Source organism: Campylobacter sp. BCW_4341 (assembly GCF_001764255.1).
Taxonomy (GTDB): Bacteria; Campylobacterota; Campylobacteria; order Campylobacterales; family Campylobacteraceae; genus Campylobacter_D; species Campylobacter_D jejuni.
This window is the reverse complement of record NZ_MKAH01000032.1, coordinates 68,597-93,954: the sequence shown is the minus strand read 5'-3', so window position 1 is coordinate 93,954 and position 25,358 is coordinate 68,597. Positions and strand designations below refer to the sequence as shown.

The 25,358-nt window shown below is 28.7% G+C and carries 23 protein-coding genes and 1 pseudogene; 22 read left to right on the top strand and 2 right to left on the bottom strand.

The features are described from left to right. Nucleotides 1-15: 15 nt before the first annotated feature. The 21 genes from AJN70_RS05020 to AJN70_RS04920 all read left to right on the top strand — a co-directional run bounded on the left by AJN70_RS05020 (nt 16) and on the right by AJN70_RS04920 (nt 22,962). Nucleotides 16-900 (top strand): NAD-dependent epimerase/dehydratase family protein, encoded by an 885-nt coding sequence (locus AJN70_RS05020; protein WP_070243157.1) that lies wholly within the window; start codon nt 16-18, stop codon nt 898-900. A gap of 1 nt (nt 901) precedes the next feature. Further along, nucleotides 902-2,032, top strand: a complete 1,131-nt coding sequence (gene glf / locus AJN70_RS05015; protein ID WP_070243156.1) for a UDP-galactopyranose mutase — start codon at nt 902-904, stop codon at nt 2,030-2,032. Between the two features lie 10 nt (nt 2,033-2,042). Next, a complete protein-coding gene (locus AJN70_RS05010; RefSeq protein ID WP_070243155.1) occupies nt 2,043-3,650 on the top strand; it encodes a sugar transferase in 1,608 nt (535 codons plus the stop codon). Beyond that, a complete protein-coding gene (locus AJN70_RS05005; protein WP_070243154.1) occupies nt 3,647-4,897 on the top strand; it encodes a protoporphyrinogen/coproporphyrinogen oxidase in 1,251 nt (416 codons plus the stop codon). Before AJN70_RS05010 ends, AJN70_RS05005 begins: the two co-directional genes overlap by 4 nt. After that, nucleotides 4,897-5,442 carry a dTDP-4-dehydrorhamnose 3,5-epimerase family protein gene (locus AJN70_RS05000; protein WP_022552409.1) on the top strand — a complete coding sequence of 182 codons (546 nt, stop codon included), beginning with the start codon at nt 4,897-4,899 and terminating at the stop codon, nt 5,440-5,442. The genes AJN70_RS05005 and AJN70_RS05000 overlap by 1 nt, the downstream gene beginning before the upstream one ends. Further along, the gene (locus AJN70_RS04995; protein WP_070295556.1) at nt 5,442-6,542 is read left to right on the top strand and encodes a GDP-L-fucose synthase family protein; all 1,101 of its coding nucleotides are present in this window, start codon (nt 5,442-5,444) and stop codon (nt 6,540-6,542) included. The genes AJN70_RS05000 and AJN70_RS04995 overlap by 1 nt, the downstream gene beginning before the upstream one ends. A gap of 80 nt (nt 6,543-6,622) precedes the next feature. Continuing rightward, entirely contained in the window at nt 6,623-7,684 is a 1,062-nt protein-coding gene (locus AJN70_RS04990; RefSeq protein WP_070295555.1) for a GDP-L-fucose synthase family protein, read from the top strand. An 8-nt stretch (nt 7,685-7,692) separates the two neighbouring features. Then, nucleotides 7,693-8,724 (top strand): GDP-mannose 4,6-dehydratase, encoded by a 1,032-nt coding sequence (locus AJN70_RS04985; RefSeq protein ID WP_070295554.1) that lies wholly within the window; start codon nt 7,693-7,695, stop codon nt 8,722-8,724. Next, nucleotides 8,721-9,740, top strand: a complete 1,020-nt coding sequence (hddA, locus tag AJN70_RS04980) for a D-glycero-D-manno-heptose 7-phosphate kinase (protein ID WP_070295553.1) — start codon at nt 8,721-8,723, stop codon at nt 9,738-9,740. The genes AJN70_RS04985 and hddA overlap by 4 nt, the downstream gene beginning before the upstream one ends. Continuing rightward, on the top strand, nt 9,728-10,333 hold the full coding sequence (gene gmhA2, locus AJN70_RS04975) for a D-sedoheptulose 7-phosphate isomerase (RefSeq protein WP_070243150.1): 606 nt from the start codon (nt 9,728-9,730) through the stop codon (nt 10,331-10,333). Before hddA ends, gmhA2 begins: the two co-directional genes overlap by 13 nt. Beyond that, on the top strand, nt 10,321-10,995 hold the full coding sequence (locus tag AJN70_RS04970) for a nucleotidyltransferase family protein (RefSeq protein ID WP_070243149.1): 675 nt from the start codon (nt 10,321-10,323) through the stop codon (nt 10,993-10,995). Before gmhA2 ends, AJN70_RS04970 begins: the two co-directional genes overlap by 13 nt. Nucleotides 10,996-11,007: 12 nt before the next feature. After that, on the top strand, nt 11,008-12,864 hold the full coding sequence (locus AJN70_RS04965) for a DUF2972 domain-containing protein (RefSeq protein WP_070295552.1): 1,857 nt from the start codon (nt 11,008-11,010) through the stop codon (nt 12,862-12,864). Beyond that, nucleotides 12,854-13,387: an adenylyl-sulfate kinase gene (locus AJN70_RS04960; RefSeq protein WP_070243147.1), complete on the top strand. Its 534-nt coding sequence runs from the start codon at nt 12,854-12,856 to the stop codon at nt 13,385-13,387. Before AJN70_RS04965 ends, AJN70_RS04960 begins: the two co-directional genes overlap by 11 nt. Continuing rightward, the gene (locus tag AJN70_RS04955; RefSeq protein WP_070243146.1) at nt 13,388-14,434 is read left to right on the top strand and encodes a sulfate adenylyltransferase; all 1,047 of its coding nucleotides are present in this window, start codon (nt 13,388-13,390) and stop codon (nt 14,432-14,434) included. A 10-nt stretch (nt 14,435-14,444) separates the two neighbouring features. After that, nucleotides 14,445-15,404, top strand: coding sequence for a pyruvate kinase (locus tag AJN70_RS04950; RefSeq protein ID WP_022552400.1), 960 nt, complete (start codon nt 14,445-14,447; stop codon nt 15,402-15,404). 9 nt (nt 15,405-15,413) lie between these two features. Continuing rightward, the gene (locus tag AJN70_RS04945) at nt 15,414-16,667 is read left to right on the top strand and encodes a cation:proton antiporter (protein WP_022552399.1); all 1,254 of its coding nucleotides are present in this window, start codon (nt 15,414-15,416) and stop codon (nt 16,665-16,667) included. A 77-nt stretch (nt 16,668-16,744) separates the two neighbouring features. Next, nucleotides 16,745-18,814, top strand: coding sequence for a capsular polysaccharide biosynthesis protein (locus AJN70_RS04940; RefSeq protein ID WP_070243145.1), 2,070 nt, complete (start codon nt 16,745-16,747; stop codon nt 18,812-18,814). Then, entirely contained in the window at nt 18,811-19,995 is a 1,185-nt protein-coding gene (kpsS, locus tag AJN70_RS04935; RefSeq protein ID WP_022552397.1) for a capsule polysaccharide modification protein KpsS, read from the top strand. Before AJN70_RS04940 ends, kpsS begins: the two co-directional genes overlap by 4 nt. A gap of 71 nt (nt 19,996-20,066) precedes the next feature. Beyond that, nucleotides 20,067-21,188 carry a DUF829 domain-containing protein gene (locus AJN70_RS04930; RefSeq protein WP_070243144.1) on the top strand — a complete coding sequence of 374 codons (1,122 nt, stop codon included), beginning with the start codon at nt 20,067-20,069 and terminating at the stop codon, nt 21,186-21,188. Beyond that, nucleotides 21,185-22,546, top strand: coding sequence for a cytochrome P450 (locus AJN70_RS04925; RefSeq protein ID WP_070295551.1), 1,362 nt, complete (start codon nt 21,185-21,187; stop codon nt 22,544-22,546). The genes AJN70_RS04930 and AJN70_RS04925 overlap by 4 nt, the downstream gene beginning before the upstream one ends. Next, entirely contained in the window at nt 22,543-22,962 is a 420-nt protein-coding gene (locus AJN70_RS04920) for a hypothetical protein (RefSeq protein WP_002862076.1), read from the top strand. Before AJN70_RS04925 ends, AJN70_RS04920 begins: the two co-directional genes overlap by 4 nt. On the opposite strand, the gene acpS is transcribed toward AJN70_RS04920, so the two are convergent. Continuing rightward, nucleotides 22,963-23,310, bottom strand: coding sequence for a holo-ACP synthase (acpS, locus tag AJN70_RS04915; protein ID WP_002825806.1), 348 nt, complete (start codon nt 23,308-23,310; stop codon nt 22,963-22,965). It lies immediately after the preceding gene. Next, a complete protein-coding gene (fliL, locus tag AJN70_RS04910; RefSeq protein ID WP_070295550.1) occupies nt 23,310-23,846 on the bottom strand; it encodes a flagellar basal body-associated protein FliL in 537 nt (178 codons plus the stop codon). The genes acpS and fliL overlap by 1 nt, the downstream gene beginning before the upstream one ends. Before the next feature lie 102 nt (nt 23,847-23,948). On the opposite strand from fliL, the pseudogene pgmL reads away from it, so the two are divergent. Continuing rightward, a pseudogene (pgmL, locus tag AJN70_RS04905) lies at nt 23,949-25,338 on the top strand (phosphoglucosamine mutase PgmL). Nucleotides 25,339-25,358 lie beyond the last annotated feature (20 nt).

Below are 25,358 nucleotides of genomic sequence, written 5' to 3'. Positions count from 1 at the left end.
TATAGGGATAGAAATATGAAAATTTTAATTACCGGGGGAACGGGTTTTATAGGATCAAATTTTATTAGAAAATATCATAATAAATATGATATTATTGCATTGGTAAGAAAAAATAGTGATATAAGTAATATTAAAGATAAGTGTGTGGTTTATACTTATGATGAAGATATTGATAAATTATTGCTGTTTTTGCAAAAAGAAAATATACAAGGGGTTGTTCATTTGGCTGCTTTATATTTTTCTAAACACTCTCCATCTGATGTAAAAAAATTATTTAATTCTAATATTTTATTTGGTTTAGAATTGTTAGATATCTTTGTGCAATTAAAAATTGGTTTTTTTATTAATACTGTTACTTTTAGTCAATTCGCTAATAGTATTCATTATAAACCCAAGACTTTATATGATGCAACAAAGCAAGCTTTTATGGATTTAACAAATTTTTATTCTTCTTATTTTGATATTGTAAATTTAATGATCTATGATAATTATGGAAATAATGATATAAGGCCTAAAATTTTTAATTTTTGGAAAAAAATATCATTGAATGAAGAAATTTTAGATATGAGTCCTGGGGAGCAAAAGATTGATATAACTCATATAGATGATGTTATTGATGGCTTTGATATTTTAATATCAATGTGCATTGAGAAAAAGATTATCAATAATCAAATTTATACTTTAGAAAATACAAGATATACTTTAAAAGAATTAGCTAATTTATTTGAACAATATACAAAAAGAAAAATAAATATTAAATGGGGTGCTCGTGAATATTCTCCCAATGAAATCATGGAACCTATTTCTAGTAAATCATCATCTAAGTTAATGCGTTTGCCAAATTGGAAACCAAAAATTTCCTTACAGGAAGGTTTAAATAATTTTTTAAAAGAGCTTTAAAATGGATATTTTAGTTATTGGATCGGGTATTACTGGAGCTACCATAGCAAGAATTTTAGCAGAAAAAGGAAATAATGTTACAATATGGGAGCGGCGCAATCATATTGGTGGAAATATGTATGATTATGTAGACGAATATGGAATATTGGTGCATAAATATGGACCACATACCTTCCATACATCTAAAAGATATTTATATGATTTTGTATTAAAATATTCTGAGTGGATTGATTATAAATTAGTTTGCGGAGCTAAGATTGATGATAAAATAGTTTCAGTTCCTTTTAATTTTCATACTATTGATACTTTTTATAATAAGGATGAGTCTAAATTTTTAAAGCAAAAAATAAAAGAAGAATTTGGTGAAAGAAAAAAGATTACAGTATTTGAGGCATTAAATTCTAAATGTGATTTAATTAAAGTATATGCTAATTTTTTGTTTGAGAAAGATTACAAACCTTATACATCAAAACAATGGGGAATACCTTTAGATAAGATTGATGTTAGTATATTTCAGAGAGTTCCATTGAATCTTTCTTATGAAAACGGGTATTTTGATGATAAATTTCAGATTATGCCAAAAATAAGTTATAGTTACTTTTTTAAAAATTTATTACAACATAAAAATATTAAAGTTGTTTTAAATAAAGATGCTTTGGATAGTCTCAGGATTATTGGAAATAATATAAGCTTATATGGAAATAAAATTACTATTCCTGTTATTTATACAGGCGCTCTTGACGAGTTGTTTGGTTATAAATACGGAAAATTACCATATAGAACATTAGAATTTGAATGGAGACATGAAAATATAGAAAGTAAACAACCATTTCCTGTTGTAGCTTATCCTTTTGAGTGCTATACTAGAATTACGGAATATAAGAAGTTACCACATCAAAAAGCTCAAGGAACTAGTTATGCCTTGGAGTATTCTTTGGAATATAATAAAGAAAAAGGGCATGAGCCGTATTATCCTGTAATGACACAAGATAGTAGCTATATTTATGAAAAATATAAACAAGAGTCGAGGTTTGTTAAAAATCTTTATCCGGTTGGTCGATTGGCAGATTTTAAATACTATAATATGGATCAAGCTTTGGATAGAGCTTTGGAGATTGCTAATATTTTATGAGAGGTTATGTATGCAAGATAAATTAATTGTGGCGGCTAGAAGTGATGCATTTGGGGAACGAATGCTAAATTTTTTGAATGCTATCTATCTTAGCTCTAAAGTCGGTTTAAAATTTGGATATATATGGCCAGAATATTTTTATAGATGGTCAAAGGAGGAGTTGTTAGCAAGAAATATTATAAGAGAGGGTAGCGATTTATTTACAGAGGAAGAATTATTTTCTAAACAATTTATCAAAGAATATTCTTATGCAAATAAATTAAAAACTAATGAAGGGGAGTTATTTATTCAAAGTGAAGGAATGTTTTTAAAGGATCATGTATATCATTTGACAGAATTTGTTAAAGACCCTCAGTATTCTTGGGGATGGTCAAGCACTCAATTTGACTTATCCATTTTATTTCCTGAAATTGATACTAGAGAATATCATAGTGAATTGAGAAAGATATGGCAAAAATTAACTTTAGATTTTTGCGATGATGCTAAAGATTCTTTACGATTTGCTATGCATGTTAGTAATCAATTGGGTGATAACTTTATATCAATTCATCTTAGAAGTGGTGGTTTTGTTTATGATGATAGAATGGTTGCAAGATTTGGTGTTAGAAAAGCTGTGCCAATTCATTTAGTTTTGGATGTTATCCAACAAAAAAATAAAGATTATTCAATTGTAATTTTTGGAGATGATTTGGATAGTATTAGACAATTGAAGGAATATTGTTTTTTTAGTTTAAATTTGAGCAATATTTTTATTGTTGATGATTTTACAAATCATAATTTCTCAAGAAAGCAACAAACTTTATTTGAGCTTATATTGCTTTCTATGTCTCTGGAAATTTATACTTCAGGAAGATCAGGTTTTTCTAATTTAGCTAATATACTCACAAGGGAAAGTAAATTATTGTCTTTGTATGAAATTTATTCCAAAGAAGAGCAGTTGAAAATTATTTCTTCTTACGTTTCGACTATTCAGTTTCATCATCTTCAGCAAGCTTTTTCTTATCTACATTTATATTTACTAAGTAAAGAATTAAAACATCCGCTTTCTGAACAACAAGCTTTTTTAGAAGAAACTTTAAAGTTAGACCCTAATAATATAGCAAACAAAATTTTACTTTTATATAATTTACTTTTGCAGAAAAAATATAGTAAAGCAGATTTTATTTTAGAAAATATCTTTCTTAATAATCATGAAAAAGATTTGTTTATGTATATTTTATTTCAAGAAAATCCACAACCATATGGTGGTGGATTATTTTATTCTTATGTAATGCCTGAATTTTTAAAAGTTGATTATATTTTTAAATTCCCCTATTTATTTTCGGTTGCTTGTATTATTATTGATAAAATTAAAAATATGGAGATAGATTTTTTATATGGTGCAAATGATGTTAAGTTTATAAAAACATATGTAGATAAATTTGAAATTTTTAAAGTTCAGTATAATAATATTTTGCAATCACAAGCACAATGCAGATGCAAAACTCATTTAAGCTATCAAATAGGGAAAGCTTTTATAGAAGCGAGTAAAGAAAGGCGTTTTTTAGCTTATATTAAATTCCCAATGAAATTATACAAAATAATTAAGTATTTTAAGAACAATAAAGGAAAAAAATGAAAATAGGAATTATAGGTGCCGGCATATCAGGCATGTCTATTGCAAGACTTCTAAAGGATGATTTTGAAATTGAAGTTTTGGAAAAATCTGATGTTATAGGTGGTATTGCTAGGACAAAAGATGTAGATGGTAAGCCTTATCATGTTAACGGTGGTCATTGTTTTAATTCTAAATTTAACGATGTTTTGGATTTTGTTTTTAACACTGTATTAAGTAAAGATAAATGGAATTACTTACCTAGAAAAGCTGAAATTTTATTTAAAGAAAATTGGGTTTCATACCCTATAGAATTTTCCATTAAAGAAATTGATAGTTTTAACACAGATTTAGCTTTTCAGATTACAAAAGAAATGTTTAGTGCATCGTATGAAAAAGGAAATAATCTTGAAGAATGGTTTATAAATCACTTTGGTCCAACTTTAGCACAAGAGTATTTTATACCTTATAATACTAAAATTTGGGGCATTGAGCCAAAAAATATGGACAATGTATGGATAGAGGATGAAAAGCAAATGAAACTCCCAGTTCCAACAAAAGAGAGTTTTTATAAGTCATTGATTGGTAAAGCAACTGATAAAATGTCTCATGTTGCTTTTTATTATCCAAAAACAAATAATCAAAATACTTTTATAGAGGCTATAGGAGAGGGTGTTAATATTCTTACAAATTATGAAGTAAGGGAGATTAAAAAGGAAAATGACCAATGGCTTGTTAATGGTGAAAAAAAATATGATATATTGATAAACACAAGTCCTTTAGATTTTATTCCTAAAATTTTGAAAGATATCCCTGTTGAGGTTTTAAATTATTTTAAAAAACTCAAATACAATAAAGTTACAAATATTTTTTGGGAGACAGATGGAAGTTTAGATATTACTTGGGGTTATATTCCAGATCCAAGCATAGGTTTTCATAGGATTTCTAATACAGGTTCCATAGTTCAACCAAAGGGAAAATTTTGCACCACAGAAGCTATAGGTGAGATTTCTTATAATAAGCTAGTGCAAGAAGGACAAAAAATACCATTTTTAAAAAAACCACTTGACTATAATGTTACAGAGTATGCATACGTATTTTTTGATTTAAATTATTCTAAATCAAAACAAAAAGCGATCGATTATCTTAATTCTATCGATTTAATTTCTCATGGTCGTTTTGGTGAATGGGAGTATTATAATATGGATGTGTGTATTAAAAGGTCTATTGATTTAGCTAAAGTTATAAAAGAAAAATATAAAGGAAAATAATGGCAATAGAATTTGACATACAAGAATCAAAAATTTTAAAAGGAGTGTATATTATAACTCCTAATAAATTTAGAGATTTAAGAGGTGAAATTTGGACAGCTTTTACAAGTGAAGCTATAGATAATCTTTTGCCAAATGGATTAAAATTTATACACGATAAATTCATACATTCTAAACATAATGTTATCCGCGGTATCCATGGTGATGTAAAAACTTATAAGTTAGCTACTTGTGTCTATGGAGAAGTGCATCAAGTTGTGGTTGATTGCAGAAAAGATTCATCAACTTATTTGAAGCATGAAAGATTCATCATAAATCAAGATAATCAGCAAATCATTTTAGTTCCAGCAGGTTTTGGAAACGCTCATTATGTTAGTAGTGAAAGTGCAGTGTATTACTATAAATGTGCTTATTTAGGAGAATATATGGATGCACATGATCAATTTACTTATGCATGGAATGATGAAAGAATTGGTATAGATTGGCCAACAAATTCTCCTATCCTTTCAGAGCGTGATATTTTAGCGATGAGTAAGGATAAATGATGCAAAAAGATTCTAAAATTTATATTGCGGGTCATAGTGGTCTTGTTGGTAGTGCTATACTTAATGAACTTAAGCAACAAGGTTATAAAAATCTTGTTTTTAAAACTCACTTTGAGCTCGATTTAACAAATCAAAAAGCTGTGGCTGATTTTTTTGAGAGAGAAAAGCCAGAATATGTTATTTTAGCAGCAGCTAAAGCGGGTGGAATTCTAGCTAATAATACTTATCGTGCTGATTTTATTTATCAAAATTTAATGATAGAGTGCAATGTTATTCATAATGCTTATTTACATAAAGTAAAAAAACTACTTTTCATAGCTTCAACTACGGTTTATCCTAAAAATGCAACATTGCCAACTAATGAAGAGCAAATGTTAAGTGGAGATCTTGAGTATACTAACAAACCTTATGCAATCGCTAAAATTTCAGGCTTGATGCTTTGTGAAAGTTATAATTTGCAATACAATACAAATTTTATAGCAATCACTCCTACAAATTTATATGGTAATAATGACAAATTTGATCTTGAAAAATCTCATGTATTGCCTGGAATTTTAAGAAAAATGCATTTAGCCAAGCTTTTAAATGAAAAGCGATACGAGGACTTATTAAATGATTTAAAATTTGATTCCATTGAAGAAGCTAAGAATTATTTAAAAAAATTTGGCGTAGATAAGGATAATGTTGAAATTTGGGGTAGTGGAAAACCAACAAGAGAATTTCTACATAGTCAAGATTTAGCAAACGCTTGCTTGTTTATTATGAATAATATAGATTTTAAAGATTTAAAAGGTGGTAATACTGAGATTATCAACACTCATTTAAATATAGGTCCGCATAAGAATATCACTATTAAAGAATTAGCAGAATTAATCAAAAATATAGTAGGATTTAAGGGAAATTTAGTTTTTAATTTAAATCGTCCAGATGGTGCAATGCAGAAATTTACAGATTGCTCAAAAATTCATTCTTTAGGCTGGAAACATAAAATTGATTTAGAAAAAGGAATTCAAATGATGTATGAATGGTATAAAAATAATCAAGAAACTCAGAATAATAATAACAGCTCGATTAGATGGGGGGGGGGTATTAAACTTTGAATACTTCATCTTTACAAATATCAAGTCTCTTTTTGCAAATAATATTCGTAGTTTTGCAAATTCTATACAAAGGGTTTGCAATGCTTAAAGATTCTAAAATTTATATAGCAGGACATAGAGGTTTAACAGGTTCGGCAATTGTAAAAAATTTACAAAATAAAGGTTATAGTAATTTAATTTTTAGAACTCATTCGGAGCTTGATTTGACAAATCAAAAAGCTGTGGCTGATTTTTTTGTAAAAGAAAAGCCAGAATATGTTTTTTTATCCGCAGCAAAAGTTGGTGGAATTGGAGCAAATAATACCTATAGAGCGGATTTTATTTACCAAAATTTAATGATACAAAACAATGTTATTCATCAATCTTATTTAAATGGAGTTAAAAAGTTATTATTTTTAGGGACTGCTTGTATTTATCCTAGAGAATGTCCGCAACCCATAAAAGAAGAATATCTTTTAACAAGTAAATTAGAATACACAAATGAACCTTATGCCATAGCTAAAATAGCAGGTCTTAAAATGTGCGAAAGTTATAATTTACAGTATAAGACTAATTTTATTTCAGTTATGCCTTGTAGTTTATATGGAGCAAATGATAATTTTAATTTAGAAACATCGCATGTTTTACCAGCCTTTATAAGAAAAATGCACTTAGCTAAAGTATTGCAAGAAGAAGGCGTTGCTAAAGTACAATATTTATTAAATTTCAATGATGAAAATGAAGTTAAAAATTACTTAAATAGATTTGGTATTACAGAAAATTCAGTTGAAATTTGGGGTAGTGGGAAGGCTATGAGAGAATTTTTACACGCTGATGATATGGCTGATGCTTGTGTGTATGTCATGGAAAAAGTAAATTTCAATGATTTATATGAAAATAATGAAGTTGAAATTAGAAATACACATATAAATATAGGCTCAGGCAAAGATATAAGTATTAAAGATTTAGCAGAACTTGTGAAACGCATTGTCAAATATCGTGGTAATTTAGTTTTTAACATCAATAAACCAGATGGAACAATGAAAAAATTAGGAAGTTGTAAGAGGATTAATTCTCTAGGCTGGAAGGCAAAAACTAAGCTTGAAGATGGCATTAAGATGATGTATGAATGGTATTTAAAAGAGCAAAATATAAGACAATAGGAAAAATCATGAAAAAAACAGTGTTAATTACAGGATTTACAGGGCAAGTTGGCTCGCAAATGGCAGATTTTTTGTTAGAAAACACAGACTATGATGTTATAGGTATGATGCGTTGGCAAGAACCTATGGACAATATCTATCATTTAAGTGATAGGATAAATAAAAAAGATAGAATTAGCATTTTTTATGCAGATTTAAATGATTATTCAAGTATTCAAAAACTTTTTGAGAGCAAAAGACCGGATGTGATCTTTCATTTGGCCGCACAGTCTTACCCAAAAACTTCTTTTGATATACCTATAGAAACTTTACAAACCAACATAATAGGAACAGCAAATATTTTGGAAAATATAAGATTATTAAGACAAAAAGATGGATACGATCCGGTAGTACATATTTGTTCTTCTAGTGAAGTTTATGGTAGAGCACAAGCAGGTGTTAAGCTAAATGAAGATACAACTTTTCATGGTGCAAGTCCTTATAGCATAAGCAAAATTGGCGCTGATTATTTGGGAAGATTTTATGGCGAAGCTTATGGGATTCGCACTTTTGTTACTAGAATGGGAACTCATAGCGGTCCAAGAAGAAGTGATGTGTTTTTTGAAAGTACAGTTGCAAAACAAATCGCATTGATTGAAGCGGGTTATCAAGAGCCTATTATCAAGGTTGGAAATCTCTCAAGCGTAAGAACCTTTCAAGATGCCAGAGATGCTATAAGGGCTTATTATCTACTTTCTCTTGAAAGTGAAAAAGGAAAAGTTCCTTGTGGGGAAGCTTTTAATATAGCAGGAGAAGAGGCTTTTAAGCTCCCTGAAGTTATAGAAATTCTTTTATCTTTTTCTACAAGAAAAGATATAAAAATAGAACAAGATGAAGAAAGATTACGCCCTATTGATGCGGATTATCAAATGTTTGATAACACAAAAATCAAAAATTTTATCAACTGGAAGCCAGAAATTTCAGCTAGAAAAATGTTTAAGGATCTATTAAATCATTGGAGAGATGAGATAAAAAAAGGAAGGATTCCTTTAAATAGATGAAAACCATACGCACGCAAACTCCTCTTCGCCTTGGTTTAGCAGGCGGGGGGACTGATATAAATTTATATTGCGATAAATACACAGGTTATGTTTTAAATGCGACTATATCTTTATACATACATTGTACTTTGATCGAAAGAGAAGATGGAAAAATCATTTTTGATTCTCCTGATACAAATTCTTACTCTGAGTATGAAAGCAAAGAGTGTTTAGAAAATGATGGAAAATTAGATATTTTTAAGAGCATTTATAATCGTATTGTAAAAGATTTTACAAAAAAACCTTTGAGTTTTTCTTTACATACATACTCAGATGTACCAAGTGGTAGTGGTTTGGGCGGAAGCTCAACTTTGGTTGTAGGAGTTATAAAGGCTTTTTCAGAATGGCTTAATCTACCTTTAGGGGAATATGAAATCGCTAAACTTGCTTATGAGATAGAAAGAGAAGATTTAGGCATAGTAGGCGGAGCACAAGATCAATATGCCGCAACTTTTGGTGGCTTTAATTTTATGGAATTTTATGATAATAAAAGAGTGATTGTTAATCCTTTGCGTATTAAAAACTGGATAGCTAGTGAGCTTGAAGCTAGAACTGTGCTTTATTTTACAAATATCACAAGAGAAGCAAAAGATATAGAAGAGCATAAAAAAGGAAAACTTGGAGATGAAAAATCTCTCGAAGCTATGCATGCCATAAAACAAGATGCTATAAAGATGAAAGAAGCTTTGTTTAAGGCGGATTTTGATACTTTGGCGCAAATTTTAGGAAAATCTTGGCAGTCAAAAAAAATCATTTCTGAAATTGTTAGTAATGACGAACTTGAAAGAATTTATCATTTAGCTATGCAAAATGGAGCTTATAGTGGCAAAACTAGTGGAGCAGGAGCAGGTGGATTTATGTTTTTCTTTGTAGATCCTACTAAAAAATACAACCTAATCAAAGCTTTAAGTAAAGAGCAAGGTTATGTGCAAGATTTTTCATTTACAAAAGAGGGAGTTAAATCATGGAGAATTTAAATTCTTATATAAAAGAACATTTTCAAGAATCGATTCTAGTAAAAGAGCAAATTTTAAAAGATGAAAATTTAATAACTCTTATTAAAAATGCTTCATTAGAAGTCATAAAAGCTTATAAAAATGGTAACAAAACTTTGCTTGCAGGAAATGGTGGTAGCGCAGCTGATGCACAGCATATTGCAGGGGAATTTGTAAGTAGGTTTTATTTTGATAGACCAGGGATCGCAAGTATTGCACTTACTACAGATACAAGTATTTTAACTGCTATTGGCAACGATTATGGTTATGAAAATTTATTTGCTAGACAAGTGCAAGCTCAAGGTGTTAAGGGAGATATTTTTATAAGCATTTCAACAAGTGGAAATAGTAAAAATATCTTAAAAGCTCTAGAGCTTTGCAAGCAAAAAGAAATTATAAGCATAGGCTTAAGTGGAGCTAGTGGCGGGGCTATGAATGAGCTTTGTGATTATTGTATAAAAGTGCCTTCAACTTGCACGCCAAGAATTCAAGAAGCACATATTTTAATAGGGCATATTATTTGTGCTATTGTCGAAGAAGAGCTTTTTGGCAAGGGTTTTTCTTGCAAGCAATAATACTTTGTGGCGGCTTAGGAACAAGACTTAAAAGCGTTATAAAGGACATTCCAAAACCTATGGCGCTGATAAATCACAAGCCTTTTTTAGAATTTATTTTTGAGTATCTTAAAAAACAAGGCATAAAAGAAGTTATCTTAGCAGTATCATACAAGTATGAGGTAATACAAAAATATTTTAAAGATGAGTTTTTGGATATAAAAATAAAATACAGCATCGAAAAAGAGCTTTTAGGAACGGGTGGAGCTATAAAAGAGGCTTTGAAATTTATAAAAAACGAGGTTTATGTTTTAAATGGCGATACTTTTTTTGACATAGATTTAAGTAAATTAAAACTAAATGAAAGTAGAATTTGCCTCGCTTTAAAACAAATGAATGATTTTGATAGATATGGCACAGTAAATGTTAATGAGCAAGGTTTTGTGATTTCCTTTGAGGAAAAAATATTTAAAACACAGGGTTTGATTAATGGTGGAATTTATCTTTTAACTAAAGATATTTTTAATGAATTTGATTTAGAGAAAAAATTTTCTTTTGAAGAGTTTTTACAAGAAAATTATGAAAAACTAAAGGCTAGAGCTGAAATTTTTGATGATTATTTTATAGATATTGGCGTGCCTGAGGATTATTATAATTTTACAATCAACCAAAGCCATTTTTAAAGGAGAAACCCTATGTATAACCCAAACTCAGCTATAGAAAGAATAAAAAATCATTTAGCCTATAAACTGGGTCAAGCTATGATTGATTTTAAACAAAATGGAGGGGGGGGGTATATAGCATTATTTAAAAAACTTTATAAAATTAAAAAACAACATAAAAAAGAACAACAAATTTATCAACAAACCATACAAATCTTTCCTCAACTTAAATATCCAAGTTTGGAAACATGTCCTGATTATAGTGAATCCCTGAGATATAAATTTCATTTATCTTATATGCTAGGAGAAGTTTTAATCAAGGCTGATATGAATAAGTTTAAAGATGGGTATTTTTTTCTTTTTAAAAATATAGAACAAACTAAAAAAGATTATAAAATAATAAAAGAAATTTTAGATCTTTCTAAAAAGTTTGAAGAAAATATTTATACTATACTCGCTGAAAATAAAAATTTATTCATGTGTAATTTGGGTAATTTGAAAATTATTTTAGATTTGCATAAAAATTATATACCAGCATTAAAAGTTATTTTTCAAAATTTTAATTATACACTAAATCATTTGGAAATGATAAAGAAATGGTTTTTGTCTAATAAATTTAATAAAAGATATAAAAAGAATCAACATCCATTCCCTCCTTTATTAGATTACAATAATGTTCAATCTCAAAAATTATCTTCCGATTTGTTTTGGAGTTTAAATATACCTTTAAATGAATATAGATTTTTATTTTTGGCTAATTCTGGCAGTGGATCTATGGCGATGTTATTATTTTTTCAACTTTCTTGTTTCAAAACTTATACTACATTTTGGGAAGATTATAGAAATATATTTTTTCATCATTGTGAACTTCAAAAAAACAAAAAGACAGACACCAATCATCTTTTAATTACTGCTTCTACACATATAAATCAATTTTGTGAAAAATTTTATGCATTATTACCAAATATTAAAATAATATTTTTTGTAGTTAGGGATCCTATATCGGTAATTAAGCATATGATTAATCATATAAGCGATAAGACTATTGAGAATGTTAATGATGGAATAAAAATACTTTCTTTAAAGACTCCATTTTGCAATCTTTTCCCTAATATTGATTATTATTATTCAGATTTAGAAAAGCATATTCCCGAAATTAGTTCTATTGAAAGAGTTATTCTTGATGCTGAAAATGGATTATTTTTTACAACACAAAGGCGTTTGAATATAATAAAAAAATTTAATCATATTAATAAAATTGAGTGCATTAATTTTTTAGATATCGATAAAAAAACAGCTTTTGATTCTTTTGTTAAATTGGCTAATAAATATGACTTTATTCCCCCAAGCGATCTTATCCCGTTTAGTGGTAGAGTTAATAGAAATCAGGGTGATCTGATATATCTACCGATAATATTGCGTCTACATCCCTCCGATTTGATAAGTATTGATCAGGATGATAGTATTTCTTCTTTGGAGAATGAAGTTGATATTATCATTACAACACATCAAATTCATTCAAATAAAGATGGTTTTTCAGATATAACCTCAAAAATTTTTGATGATAAAAAACTTATGTTTGATAATATTATCTTATTAATTTTAAATGAAAAATATGATATACTTATAAATAATCAAGAGTTATTTTTAGCTAGTAAAAAATATCTCAATAACTATATAAATGCACTAGAGAAGCATGAGAAAAAAATTAGGGATCATTTAATAACAGAGGATAAAATTCTTAATTATCTAAAAAACAAAAAAGATTTAAGACATAGATTAAAAAAAATTTTAGATCAAGATTTAATTTATGTTAATGAGAATTATCCTGAATATTTAAAACAATGGAAATATTATCAAAAATTTGAGCAGATGTGTAATGAAATATAATTTAACTATTTGGCTTACAGGTTTAGCAGGAAGTGGTAAAAGTTATATAGCACAAGCATTGTATAGAAAATTAAAAGAGAAATATGACAATGTTATCTATCTTGATGGAGATGAGTTAAGAGAGCTTTTGGGATGTTTTTCCTATGATAAAAAAGGTCGTATGGATGTATCCTTTAAACGATCCGATTTTGCTCGTTTTTTAAGTAATCAAGGAATGATAGTTATCGTAAGTGCGATTTCTATGTGGAATGAAATTTATGAGTATAACCGCAAATATTTAAAAAATTATTTTGAAATTTATATAAAATGTGAATTTGAAGAGTTGAAAAGACGTGATAAAAAGAATTTATATACCCAAGCTTTAAAGGGTGAAATTTCAAATGTCGTGGGTGTAGATATTCCGTATGATGAACCAAAAGCTGATTTAGTGATTGACAATACTCAAATGACAGCACTTGATGATAAAGTTTGCCTTATTTTAACAGCGCTTTCTCAAAATTTTGATAATTCAAAGCGCGAATAAATGTTACAAGTTACCCATGAAAATTTCCTAGATTTAAAATATTTTGCTAGCGGTGTGTTTTATCCTTTGCAAGGTTTTATGAATTATGAAGAATATAAAAAAGTAATTTATGAAATGCAACTTTTAAATGGTGAAATATGGACCTTGCCTATTACTTTAGAAGTGGATGATTTTAAAGATATTTATGTGGGACAAAAGCAAGATCTATATTATCAAGACAAATTTATAGGAAATATTCAAATCGAAGATAAATTTTGCGTTCAAGATCAGGATCTTTATGAAATTTTTCAAACTAAAGATGAAAAACATCCTGGTATTATAAAAGAAAAAAAACGCTCTTCTTTGCGTGTTGGTGGAAAAATAGAACTTAAAGAAGAATTTTATAAAGATTCTTTATATAAAAATATTTTAAAAGATGTTTTTAATGCTGATATTAAGACCATAGTGGGTTTTCAAACAAGAAATCCTATTCATAGAGCTCATGAACATTTGCAAAGAATTGCGCTTGAAATTTGCGATGCTTTGTTTATTAATCCTCTAACAGGCTGGAAAAAGCAAGGAGATTTTACCGAAGCAGCAGTGATGAGTGCTTATAAAACTATGTTTGATAAGTTTTATCCTAAAGATAGAGTTTATATTCAAGGTTTACAAACTGCTATGCGTTATGCGGGTCCTAAAGAAGCTATTTTTCATGCTTTACTTAGAAGAAATATGGGTTGTACCCATTTTATCATTGGTAGAGATCATGCGGGAGTGGGAGATTATTACGGAATTTACGAGGCGCAAAAGTTGGCTAAAGATCTATCAATGCGTTATGATTTAGGTATAGATTTTTTACTTTTAAAAGAACCTTATTATTGTTCTAAATGTCAAAAAATTGTGAGTGAAAAAAATTGTGCACATTATAAAGAACATAGAATTGCAATTAGTGGTACGCAAATTAGAAAGGATTTAAGCGAGGGTAAAATTCCTAGCGAACTTATGATGCGTTCAGAAATTTCTGCTAGTATACTTGCTTTAGGTAGAGAAAATATTTTTATTGATTAAAGGATTGATAATGAAGAAGCTTATTTTAACAACAGGTCCTAGTTTAGGTGGAAAGATAAATCTTAATCAAATTCATCAAGATAAATTTATTTATAGAATCAATGGAGCTCATGGAGATATAGAGAGTATTAAAAATACTATTATTAATTTAAGAAAACAAAAAGCTGATATTGATATTTTGATTGATTTGCCAGGAAATAAAATTAGAACTTCAGGGATTAGCGAAGCTATTCAAGTAGAAAAAGATAAGGATTTTTCTTTAAAAATTGATCAATTTAACTATAAAGAATTTTATAAGCTTGTTAAACCAGGTATGGAGGTTTATGCAAATGATAGTGTGTTTTTATTTATTGTAAAAGAAGTTAACGATAAAGAAATTATATTTACATCTAAAAGCACAGGATTGCTTTTAAATAATAAGGGTATGCATGTAAGAAATTTGCATGATAATATTCCTTTTTTATTTGAAAAAGACAAGGAACTTATAAAGCTTTGCAATGAGTTTGATATAGCTTATGTAGGAGCTTCTTTTGTAAGAAAAGCAAGTGATATACAAGAATTAAAACAAGTGCTTCATTCAAATACTAAGATTATTTCTAAAATTGAAACTTTAGAAGCAGTAAATAATTTATACAGTATTTTGCAAGAAGTAGAATATATTTTAATTGATAGAGGAGATTTATCCACAGAAATTGGTATAGAAAAAATTCCACGTTTTCAAAATTATATTGTAGAAATGGCACATCATAATGCAATTAAAGTATTTTTAGCTACACAAATTTTAAAAAATATGGAAGAAAAACCCATTCCTACTATTGCAGAAATTGATGATTTATATAATATCGCAAAAAGTGGAGTTTTTGGTGTGCAACTTTCTGAAGAAACAGCTGTAGGACACTATGTAGAAGAATGTGTTAAGATTTTAAATTTAATACAAGATGAAATCAATAATGAAAAAATCATTCTTTAAGAAAGCAATATGAAATTTGAATCTTTAAGTCCTGAGAATATTAGTATTATATTTTTATCTTTAGGAGTTTTATTATTTTCTTCTTTTGTTTTTGGAAAATTATTTACTTTATTTAAAGCCCCAAAAGTAATTGGTGAAATTTTTGGTGGTTTTGTTTTGGGGGCAAGTGGTTTGTATATTTTTGCTCCTGATTTACTTACAGATATCTTTAATGGATTTAACGAGCAAGGGAAGATATTAAATATTTTTTATCAATTAGGTTTGATATTTTTAATGTTTATTGCAGGGTTTAATACGCAAATTAGTTTTGAAAAACAAAATATTAAGATTATTTCTACTTTATTTTTAGGTGGTACTTTTTTATCTGCTGGTGTGGGATATTTTTTTATTGATTATTTTAAAGAAAGTTTTATTGGAATAAAGGGGAATGATTTATCTTTTGATTTGGTTTTTTTAATAGCCATTGCTGTAACTTCTATACCTGTGATATCAAAAATATTTTTTGATATAGGAGTGATTAAAACAAGATTTGCAAGCATAGTTTTAACCACTTCAACAATACAAGATTTGTTTTTATGGATTTTACTAAATATTACTATTAATGCCGCAACAAATCAAGATTTAACTTTAATGAGCAATCTTAAAACCGCTTTTCTTACTTTATTTTTATTTATAGCTGTGAAGGTAATTTCTCATTTCTTTGAAAAAATTTCTTTTCGCATGAGTACAATTGATTTTTTTACTTTAAGCTTTGTTGTGTTATTTTTATCTATAGCTTTTTTAAATATGATTCATATCAACCCTATGTATACTTCATTTCTTGTAGGTTTTTTAATAAAAAATATTTTAAATAATCATCAAGAATTAAGAGAAAAAGTTAACGGTATTTCAGATATGGCTTTTTCATTTTTTATTCCTATTTATTTTGCTTTAATCGGTATTCAATTAAATATTATGCATGAATTTTCTTTTAACATGTTTATATTCTTCCTAATTCTTGCGTGTTTATTGAAATTTTTAGGTTGTTATATAGGATTAAATTTTGTTAAAATTTCTAATATTTCAAGAATTAATTTTGCAATTACTATGAATGCTAGAGGTGGCCCAGGAATAGTTTTAGCGAGTGTTGCCTATTATTATCAGATTATTAATGTAAGTTTTTTTACAACACTTATTTTAACTGTTTTAATTTCTTCGATGATGGCGGGTTATTGGTTGAGATATCAAAAAAATAAAAATATAAATATTTTTTCTGAATTTTGATAAAAATTATAGAATTGAATTTTTGATATAAAAAATTTGTTATAATTCTTTTAAAAATATTTTTAAAAGAAATATTTATGAAGTATTACTCAACATCAAAAAAACTTATCACTAATGTTAAAAATTTTTATACCATTTTTTTATATAAGAAAAATTTAAAAATCAACAAAGATGATCTTTTCTTTGGCTGGGGACGTAAAAAATCAGGTTTAAAAGCTATGAATTTAGCTAAAAAATATAATACTAAATTCATACTTTTAGAAGATGGATTTATCCGCTCATTAAACTTAGGGGTTGAAAATAGCCCAAGTTTTTCTATGGTTAAAGATGATATAGGCATTTATTATGATGCAACAATGCCTTCAAAACTTGAAAATCTTTTAAATACTTATGAATTTAAAGGTGAAGAAATCAAGCAAGCTAAAAAAGCTATAGAGCTTATCAAAAAATATAAAATTAGCAAGTATAATAACAATCTTGATATCCCAGATGATTATTTTCAAAAAGATGAAAAACGTGTTTTAATTATTGCTCAAACGGCTAATGATGCCTCTCTTGAATTTGGGCTTGCTAAAGATTTTAAAACTGTCGATATGATAAAAGATGCCATAAAAGAAAATCCTGATTCTAAAATTTATATAAAAATCCATCCTGATGTTTTAAGTGGTAAAAAACAAAGTGATTTAGATATAAATTCCTTACCTAAAGAATGTATTTTAATCAGTGAAAATTTTAATCCCATAGCCTTGCTTGAGTTTTTTGATAAGGTTTATACTAAAACTTCTGGTATGGGTTTTGAAGCTTTGATACAAGAATGCGAGTGTGTTTGTTATGGCATGCCATTTTATGCAGGTTGGGGTCTAACAAAAGATAAATTAGAGTGTAAAAGAAGGATGCAAAAAAGAAGTTTAGAAGAAGTTTTCTATGCTGCTTATATACTTTATAGCGAGTATTTTAATCCTTATTTAAATCAAAAAAGTAATATTTTTGATACTATTCAAACTTTAGCAAAATATAAAGATATAGAAAAGGCAAATTCTAATAGACTTTTTATGCTAGGCTTTACCTTATGGAAAAGGTATTTTATCAAGCCTTTTTTTAAGGCTAAAAATAATGAAATTATTTTTTTAAATTCTATTAAATCTTTAGCTAGATACAAGCTTAAAGAAGATGATAAATTCTTTATTTGGGGTAAAAAATATGATGAAAATACTCTTAAAAATTTGCTTTTAGTAAAGGCAAAAGAGCAAAATTTAACTAGTTTTACCCCTAAAGTTTCTTTTGTGGAAGATGGTTTTATCCGCTCAATTTCACTAGGTTCTGATCTTACGCGCCCTTTTTCTTTAATCGTTGATGATAAAGGACTTTACATAGATCCAAATAAAGTAAGCAAATTAGAAGAACTTTTGCAAAATGAAATTTTTGATAAAAATATGCTAAATAGGGCAAAAAATATTATAAAAACCTTACTTGAGAACCGCTTTTCAAAATATAATGGTTTAAAGCATGAAGACTTAAAAATCAATGCCAAAATAGGACAAAAGGTTATTTTAATCCCCGCTCAAGTTGAAGATGATGCTTCGATGATTTTAGGAGGTTTTGGCTTATCTACTCTTGATTTGCTTAAGGAGGTACGTTCTAAAAATCAAGATGCTTATATCATCTTTAAACCCCATCCTGATGTGTTAAGCGGCAACCGTGTAGGTTTAAAAGATGAAACACTCATCTTGGAATTTTGTGATGAGATTGTAAAAGATTGCAGTATTGATAGTGCTATAAAAATTGCTGATGAAATTCACACTATTACTTCTACAAGTGGTTTTGATGCTCTTTTAAGAGCTAAAAAAGTTTTTACTTATGGCATGCCTTTTTATGCGGGCTGGGGTTTAACAAAAGATAAATATAGATGCGAAAGAAGAACAAGAAAACTAAGCCTAGAAGAGCTTGTAGCAGGTGCTTTGATCACATATCCAAGATATATAAATCCTAAAACAAAAACTTTATGTGAAATTGAAGTTTGTTTAGATATAATGCTAAATTTACAAAAAGCTTATTTTTCAAAAAAATATATAAAATTGGCAATAGATTTTAAAACTTTTATACTTAGAAAAATAAGAAGATTTTATGAATTTTTAGCAAAGAAATGAGATTTAGCACTAAAATTAAAAAAGAATTTAGCGGTAAAAATGTTTTACTCTTGCAAGGACCTGTGGGAAATTTTTTTCACCTTCTTGCAATAAAAATGAAAAAAAAACAAACCAAAGTTTTTAAACTCAATTTTAACGGTGGAGATTTTTTTTTCTATCCTAGTGGAACGAGGTGTAAGTGCGATGAAAAAGATCTTGAAAATTTCTATAGAGATTTTTTTCAAAGCAAAAAAATCGATGCTATTTTAATGTATAATGATTGTCGTATTATCCATGCTAAGGCTATTAAAGTGGCTAAAGAATTAGGAGTTGAAATATGGATTTTTGAAGAAGGATATTTAAGGCCTTATTGTATTACTTTGGAAAAAGATGGGGTGAATGCAAATTCTTCTTTACCGCGTGATAAAAATTTTTATCTTTCTCAAAATATTTTTACCAAAGAAAGCATAAAAGAAATTCCAGGTGGATTTAAATTTATGGCTTTTGATGCCTTTTTGTATTGGTTGTTTGCTTTTATTTTGGCCCCATTTTTTAACAACAAACTTCATCATCGCACTTTATATCCTTTTGAATTTTTATTTTGGTTTAGATCTTTATACAGAAAATATCTTTACAAGATTACAGAAAAAAAACTAAATGAAAAGATTTATAATTTAGAAAAAAAGTACTTTTTGGCGATTTTACAAGTTTATAGCGATACGCAAATTAAATATCATTACAAAAAAAGCATAGAGCACTTTATAGAGGAAACCATACTTTCTTTTGCAAACCATGCAAGAGCTAAATCTTATCTAGTTTTTAAACACCATCCCATGGATAGGGGTTATAAGAATTATTCTAAACTCATAAATGATTTAAGTCAAAAATATCATGTAGAAGGAAGGGTTTTATATGTTCATGATACCCACTTGCCAGTTCTTTTAAGAAAGGCTTTAGGTTGTATTACTATAAATTCAACAGTAGGCCTTAGTGCTATTTTAGAAGGCTGTCCGACTAAGGTTTGTGGCAATGCTTTTTATGATTTTGAAGGCTTATCTTATCCAAAGAAGCTTCAATTTTTTTGGCGTGAAGCTCATGCTTATAAACCCAATCCTATTTTGGCATGTAATTTTAAGAAATACCTTTTACAAACTAATCAATTCAACGGCAATTTTTACAAAAATTTCTTTTTAGACAAATAAGACTAAAAAGCTTTGATTAAGAGAGCTTTTAAAGCAAAGTTGTTATAATTAAAAGTAAAAAGAAATATTGTATGAATAGGGAAGTATTTTATATAGCAGGATATGATCCTAAAAGTTATAGATTTTATTATGATTTATTTAAAAAAAACCTAAAAGATTATTCTCATGCTTTTAACATTGAAGCTGATTTAAGTAAAATTGAAAAAAATGAGCAATTTCCTTTTTTTAAAATTTCTTGCGAGGGAGTGCAAACTAAATATCATTTTTTAACATGGAATGATATTGTTAAGAAAAATTGGTCAGAAAATTATAAAGATGCCTTAGCAGATTGTTATAGTTTTTTTAGAATTTATACTATCACAGGGCTTTTTATCAAATTTGGCAAAGAGTCGATTTATCAACTTATCACAGGTTATTATCCTTTTTTTTATGTGTTATTTTCTTTACTATTTTCTTTGGTTTTAGCTTTTGGAAGTTTTGCTTTTTTGCAAAATTATATGCATTTTTCTTTAGCTATCATTATAGGATGTTTTTTAGGATTTTTACTAAATCATTTTTTATTTAAATTAGGTAAGAAATTAGCTGTATTTTGGATAGCAAGAATTTGTGCTTTTTGTGCTACTTGGCAAGATAAAAAAACAGGCACTATGCAAGAAAGAATCAAGCTTTTTGCAAATGCTATAGTAGAGAAGCTAAAACAAAACGAAAGCAAACAAGATTATGAGCTTATTTTAGTAGCACATAGTGTTGGAACTATAGTTTGTATAGAAGTTTTGGAGTGTATTTTGAGACAAAATTTAGATTTATCTTTACTTCGTAAATTAAAAATTCTTACTTTAGGAGAATGTATACCTTTAGTGAGTTATCAAAAAAAAGCAGATGAATTTAGAAAGAAGCTTGAATTTGTTTCAAGGTTTGATTTAAAATGGTATGATTACACATCGATTATTGATGGAGCATGTTTTCCTCAAGTGGATTTTTTCCGCACGAGTGGTGTAAATGCTAAATTTACACCCCCATTTTTAAGTACTAAATTTCACACTTTATATGAAAAACATGAGTATAAAAAAATAAAAAGAGATAAAAACAAAGCGCACTTTTTATATCTTTATAGTATTAGTGTTAAAGGTGATTATGATTTTTTTTCTTTCATCATAATGCCTAAATTTTTAGAAGAAAAGGTAAAAATATGAGTGAATGTCCCTTTTTTCCAAAACCTTATAAAAATAAAGCTTCTACACTTTTAACTTTTTTGTTAAAGCGTAGATCTTGGCTTGATGGGCTTTATGAGCGTAGTTATAAAATGCAAACAGGCTATGTGAAGATGCCAAATTTTGATCTTTATGTCATAAATGACACTAAAGAAGTTAAAAGAATGATGGTTGATGAGGTTAGAGAATTTCCTAAAAGTGCATTTTTGCATGAGCTTTTAAGTCCGCTTTTAGGGGAGAGTATTTTTACTACAAATGGTGAAGTTTGGAAAAAACAAAGAGAGCTTTTGCGTCCAAGTTTTGAAATGACTCGTATCAATAAAGTGTTTAATCTTATGAGTGAAGCTGTGGCAGATATGATGGATCGTTTTAGCAAGTATCCAAATCATGCTGTTATCGAAGTAGATGAAGCTATGACTTTTATTACCGCTGATGTGATTTTTCGCACTATTATGTCTTCAAAACTCGATGAGGAAAAAGGTAAAAAAATCTTAAACGCATTTGTGACTTTTCAAGAGCAAAGCGTGCATACAGCCATGCGTCGTATGTTTCGTTTTCCAAAATGGCTTTCTTATGTGTTAGGAGATCGTAAGCGTGCTAAGGCCGGAGATGTGATCAGACAGGTTTTAAGTGATATCATAAAACCAAGATATGATATGGCAGATAATGCAGAATTTGAAGATATTTTAGGATCTTTGCTTTTAGTAGTGGATGCTGATACAAATAAGCGTTTTTCTTTTGAGGAAATTTTAGATCAAGTGGCTATGCTTTTTTTAGCAGGACATGAAACCACAGCAAGTTCTTTGACATGGACGCTTTATTTGCTTAGTCTTTATCCTAAGGAGCAAGAAAAAGCTTACGAGGAGATTACTCAGGTTTTACAGGGTGGAGTCATTGAAATTTCGCATCTAAGACAGTTTAAATACTTAACAAATATTTTTAAAGAATCTTTAAGACTTTATCCTCCTGTTGGGTTTTTTGCAAGAGAGGCAAAAAAAGATACCCAAGTTAGAGATAAGCTTATTAAAAAAGGTTCTGGGGTGGTGATTGCTCCTTGGTTGATACACAGACATGAAGAATTTTGGACAAATCCGCATGGATTTAATCCTTCTCGTTTTGAAGGAGAATACAAAAAAGATGCTTATTTGCCTTTTGGGGTAGGGGAAAGAATTTGTATAGGACAAGGTTTTGCTATGCAAGAAGCGATTTTGATTTTGGCTAATATTTTAAAAACTTACAAATTAGAACTTGAAGAAGGTTTTGTACCTGATGTAGTAGGGCGTTTAACAGTGCGTTCGGCTAATGGTATGAGGATAAAATTTAGCAAAAGAAAGCTATGAAAAGAGTTAGAACTAAAATTCGCGCCAATTTTCGTCGTCGTGTAAAACGCACCTTAAAAGGAAGCTTAAAAGAAAAATTAGCAGGGACTATTCTGCTTTGTGCGATAGTACCTTTAGCAGTTTTAGGATATCTTTTTATTGTGATTATAGGAACTTTTTTTAATACTGCACGAGCAAGACAGGGTGTTAGAGCCTTAGATCATTTTGTAAATGCAAGCTTATTTAATGGCTATGCTTGGGAGAGCGTTTCTTCTCATGCGTGGCGTGAAAGAAATCGCAAAAAATGGGCAAGGATTGTTATAAAAATCACAGATTTTTTTCAAAAAGATCATTGCAAAAGAGCAAACAAAAGAGAACAACCTGTGGTGGATTTCATACTTTCAAGAAATTTAGACAAGCAAACTATAGGAAAATAATCAAACTATAGCCACTATGGCTATAGCAAAACCATTATCATGAGAAATACTTAGGGAAGTTTGAGTGATATTAAAATCTTTTGTAATTTTTTGAGAATATTTTAATTTAGGCGCGTTTTTTTCATCTTTTGATATTTCAATATCAAAAAAACTGCATAATTCACAAATTCCAACACCTAAAGCCTTGCTAGCGGCTTCTTTAGCAGCCCAAAGACCTGCCAGAGTTGCTGGATTTTTAATGAGTATTTGTTCTTTTGGGCTTAGAAATTTATCCAAAAAATTTTTGCCATGTCTAGAATGAATTTTTTCTATCCTAGAAATGGCGATGATATCACAGCCTACACGCATCAAGAAACTACAAAATCCGTAAAATAAACATTTTTAATAAAGCCATCGGTTAAAATTTCATTGATTTTTCCAACTAGCTCATCTTTTAAACGTTCTTTGCCTTTTTGTGTACTTACTTCTTCAAAAGTTTTAGCTGTTAATGTACGAATAATAATATCACGGATCACTGGAACTTTTTTGTCAAGTTCAGGTTTTAAAAGTTCACTATTTTGTTCTAGTTCTATAGTGCATTTTACATATCTTGAGCCGCTATCGCTAAGTAAATTTAGGGTAAAAGGATCAAGTGGAAACATAGGACCTATATTGGCAAAATCACTACCTCGCTGGGTAGGAGCTGAAACTTTAGGTTTATCGGCTTTTGCTTCTTCTTTTGGAGCTTCTTTGACTTCGCTTTCATCACTTGAACTGCTTGAAATAAGCCAAGCAATCACTCCCATAATACTAAGAAGTAAAACAAAAAGTAAAATAACAATAATAATTACAAGTGAACCGCCTTTTTTCTTTTTCGTTTCTTCGTTTTCTAATTCTTCATCCATAAATTTTCCTTCATTTAGTGAAATTAATGTAAAATTGTAGCAAAAATTTCTTTTCTATCCAAATTTGCTTTAGAAAAACGATAAATTTAGGTCAAAGAAGAGATGAATTTGAAGGAAAAAAATGTTAGATGTGATTTTTAGAGAATATGATATAAGAGGACTTTATGGCAAAGAACTAAATGAAAAAAGTGTTAAGGCTATAGGTTTTTGCTTAGGACAAACCATGCTAAATAAAGGCTGTAAAAATGTAAGTGTGGGTTATGATGCAAGATATAGTGCAAATGAACTTTTTAATTATCTAGTGAGTGGACTTAACAAAGCGGGAATAAAAATCTATGATATAGGGCTTGTACCAACTCCATTGGGATATTTTAGTCTTTATGAGGGCTTGAAATTTGATGCAAATGTTATGATAACAGGCTCTCATAACCCAAAAGATTATAATGGTTTTAAAATCACTATCAATAAAGAAAGTTTTTTTGGCGTGGAATTAAAAGAGTTTTCAAAAGAAGTTTATAAGCATTTAGATGATGATATTGAAGAAAATTTAGAAGTAGAAAAATACGATATTTTAAGCCTTTATGTGAAATTTATGTGCGAGCAATTTAGCTTTTTAAAGGATTTTAATTATAAATTTGGCGTTGATTGCACAAATGGTGCGGCTGGAGTGGTGATAGAGCCTTTAATTAAAGCTTTAAATTTAAAAGCTCATGTAATGTTTGCAGAGCCTGATGGACAGTTTCCAAACCATGCTCCAGATCCTACAGAAGAAGAAAATTTAAGTGCGATTAGAGAGTTTTTAAATCAAAATCAAGATTATTCTTTAGCTTTTGCTTTTGATGGGGATGCTGATAGAATGGTTGCTTTGAGTAAAACTCATGTATTTTGTGGGGATGAGCTTTGTTATTTGTTTGCTAAAAATATTCCTAGTCCACGCATTTTAGGCGAGGTAAAATGTTCTAAAAATCTTTTTGATGAAGTGGCTAAATTTGGAACTATTTTTATGGGAAAAACAGGACATTCTAATATCAAAAAAATGATGAAAGAAAAAGATATTGATTTAGCTGCTGAAGTGAGTGGGCATATTTTCTTTAAACATAGATATTTTGGTTATGATGATGGAATTTACGCATTTTTAAGAGCCTTAGAACTTGTTTATAAAGGTTTTGATTTAGAAAGTATGATTAAAGCTTTACCAAAACTTTATACTACGCCTGAAATTAAAATTCCTGTAAATGAAGAAGAAAAATTTAAACTTGTGGAAGAATTTCAAAAAGAGATTGAAAAAGGAGCTTTAAAAGGTGTTAAAAGTCTTTGTGAAATCGATGGAGCTAGGATAGATTTTGGCGATGGATGGGCTTTGCTTCGTGCATCTAACACCAGCCCTTATCTTATCACACGCTTTGAAGCAACTTCTTTAGAAAGAGCAAAAGAGCTTGAAAGTATGGTATTTGCTTTATTTGATGATATAAAAGCTAGGCCTAAGAATTGATGAGATAATATTTCGCGATT

What these genes read in the sequence shown, in the direction of transcription:
- AJN70_RS05020 (WP_070243157.1), top strand. Translation starts at nt 16, where the DNA reads ATGAAAATTTTAATTACCGGGGGAACGGGTTTTATAGGATCAAATTTT.
- glf (WP_070243156.1), top strand. Translation starts at nt 902, where the DNA reads ATGGATATTTTAGTTATTGGATCGGGTATTACTGGAGCTACCATAGCA.
- AJN70_RS05010 (WP_070243155.1), top strand. Translation starts at nt 2,043, where the DNA reads ATGCAAGATAAATTAATTGTGGCGGCTAGAAGTGATGCATTTGGGGAA.
- AJN70_RS05005 (WP_070243154.1), top strand. Translation starts at nt 3,647, where the DNA reads ATGAAAATAGGAATTATAGGTGCCGGCATATCAGGCATGTCTATTGCA.
- AJN70_RS05000 (WP_022552409.1), top strand. Translation starts at nt 4,897, where the DNA reads ATGGCAATAGAATTTGACATACAAGAATCAAAAATTTTAAAAGGAGTG.
- AJN70_RS04995 (WP_070295556.1), top strand. Translation starts at nt 5,442, where the DNA reads ATGCAAAAAGATTCTAAAATTTATATTGCGGGTCATAGTGGTCTTGTT.
- AJN70_RS04990 (WP_070295555.1), top strand. Translation starts at nt 6,623, where the DNA reads ATGCTTAAAGATTCTAAAATTTATATAGCAGGACATAGAGGTTTAACA.
- AJN70_RS04985 (WP_070295554.1), top strand. Translation starts at nt 7,693, where the DNA reads ATGAAAAAAACAGTGTTAATTACAGGATTTACAGGGCAAGTTGGCTCG.
- hddA (WP_070295553.1), top strand. Translation starts at nt 8,721, where the DNA reads ATGAAAACCATACGCACGCAAACTCCTCTTCGCCTTGGTTTAGCAGGC.
- gmhA2 (WP_070243150.1), top strand. Translation starts at nt 9,728, where the DNA reads ATGGAGAATTTAAATTCTTATATAAAAGAACATTTTCAAGAATCGATT.
- AJN70_RS04965 (WP_070295552.1), top strand. Translation starts at nt 11,008, where the DNA reads ATGTATAACCCAAACTCAGCTATAGAAAGAATAAAAAATCATTTAGCC.
- AJN70_RS04960 (WP_070243147.1), top strand. Translation starts at nt 12,854, where the DNA reads ATGAAATATAATTTAACTATTTGGCTTACAGGTTTAGCAGGAAGTGGT.
- AJN70_RS04955 (WP_070243146.1), top strand. Translation starts at nt 13,388, where the DNA reads ATGTTACAAGTTACCCATGAAAATTTCCTAGATTTAAAATATTTTGCT.
- AJN70_RS04950 (WP_022552400.1), top strand. Translation starts at nt 14,445, where the DNA reads ATGAAGAAGCTTATTTTAACAACAGGTCCTAGTTTAGGTGGAAAGATA.
- AJN70_RS04945 (WP_022552399.1), top strand. Translation starts at nt 15,414, where the DNA reads ATGAAATTTGAATCTTTAAGTCCTGAGAATATTAGTATTATATTTTTA.
- AJN70_RS04940 (WP_070243145.1), top strand. Translation starts at nt 16,745, where the DNA reads ATGAAGTATTACTCAACATCAAAAAAACTTATCACTAATGTTAAAAAT.
- kpsS (WP_022552397.1), top strand. Translation starts at nt 18,811, where the DNA reads ATGAGATTTAGCACTAAAATTAAAAAAGAATTTAGCGGTAAAAATGTT.
- AJN70_RS04930 (WP_070243144.1), top strand. Translation starts at nt 20,067, where the DNA reads ATGAATAGGGAAGTATTTTATATAGCAGGATATGATCCTAAAAGTTAT.
- AJN70_RS04925 (WP_070295551.1), top strand. Translation starts at nt 21,185, where the DNA reads ATGAGTGAATGTCCCTTTTTTCCAAAACCTTATAAAAATAAAGCTTCT.
- AJN70_RS04920 (WP_002862076.1), top strand. Translation starts at nt 22,543, where the DNA reads ATGAAAAGAGTTAGAACTAAAATTCGCGCCAATTTTCGTCGTCGTGTA.
- acpS (WP_002825806.1), bottom strand. Translation starts at nt 23,310, where the DNA reads ATGCGTGTAGGCTGTGATATCATCGCCATTTCTAGGATAGAAAAAATT.
- fliL (WP_070295550.1), bottom strand. Translation starts at nt 23,846, where the DNA reads ATGGATGAAGAATTAGAAAACGAAGAAACGAAAAAGAAAAAAGGCGGT.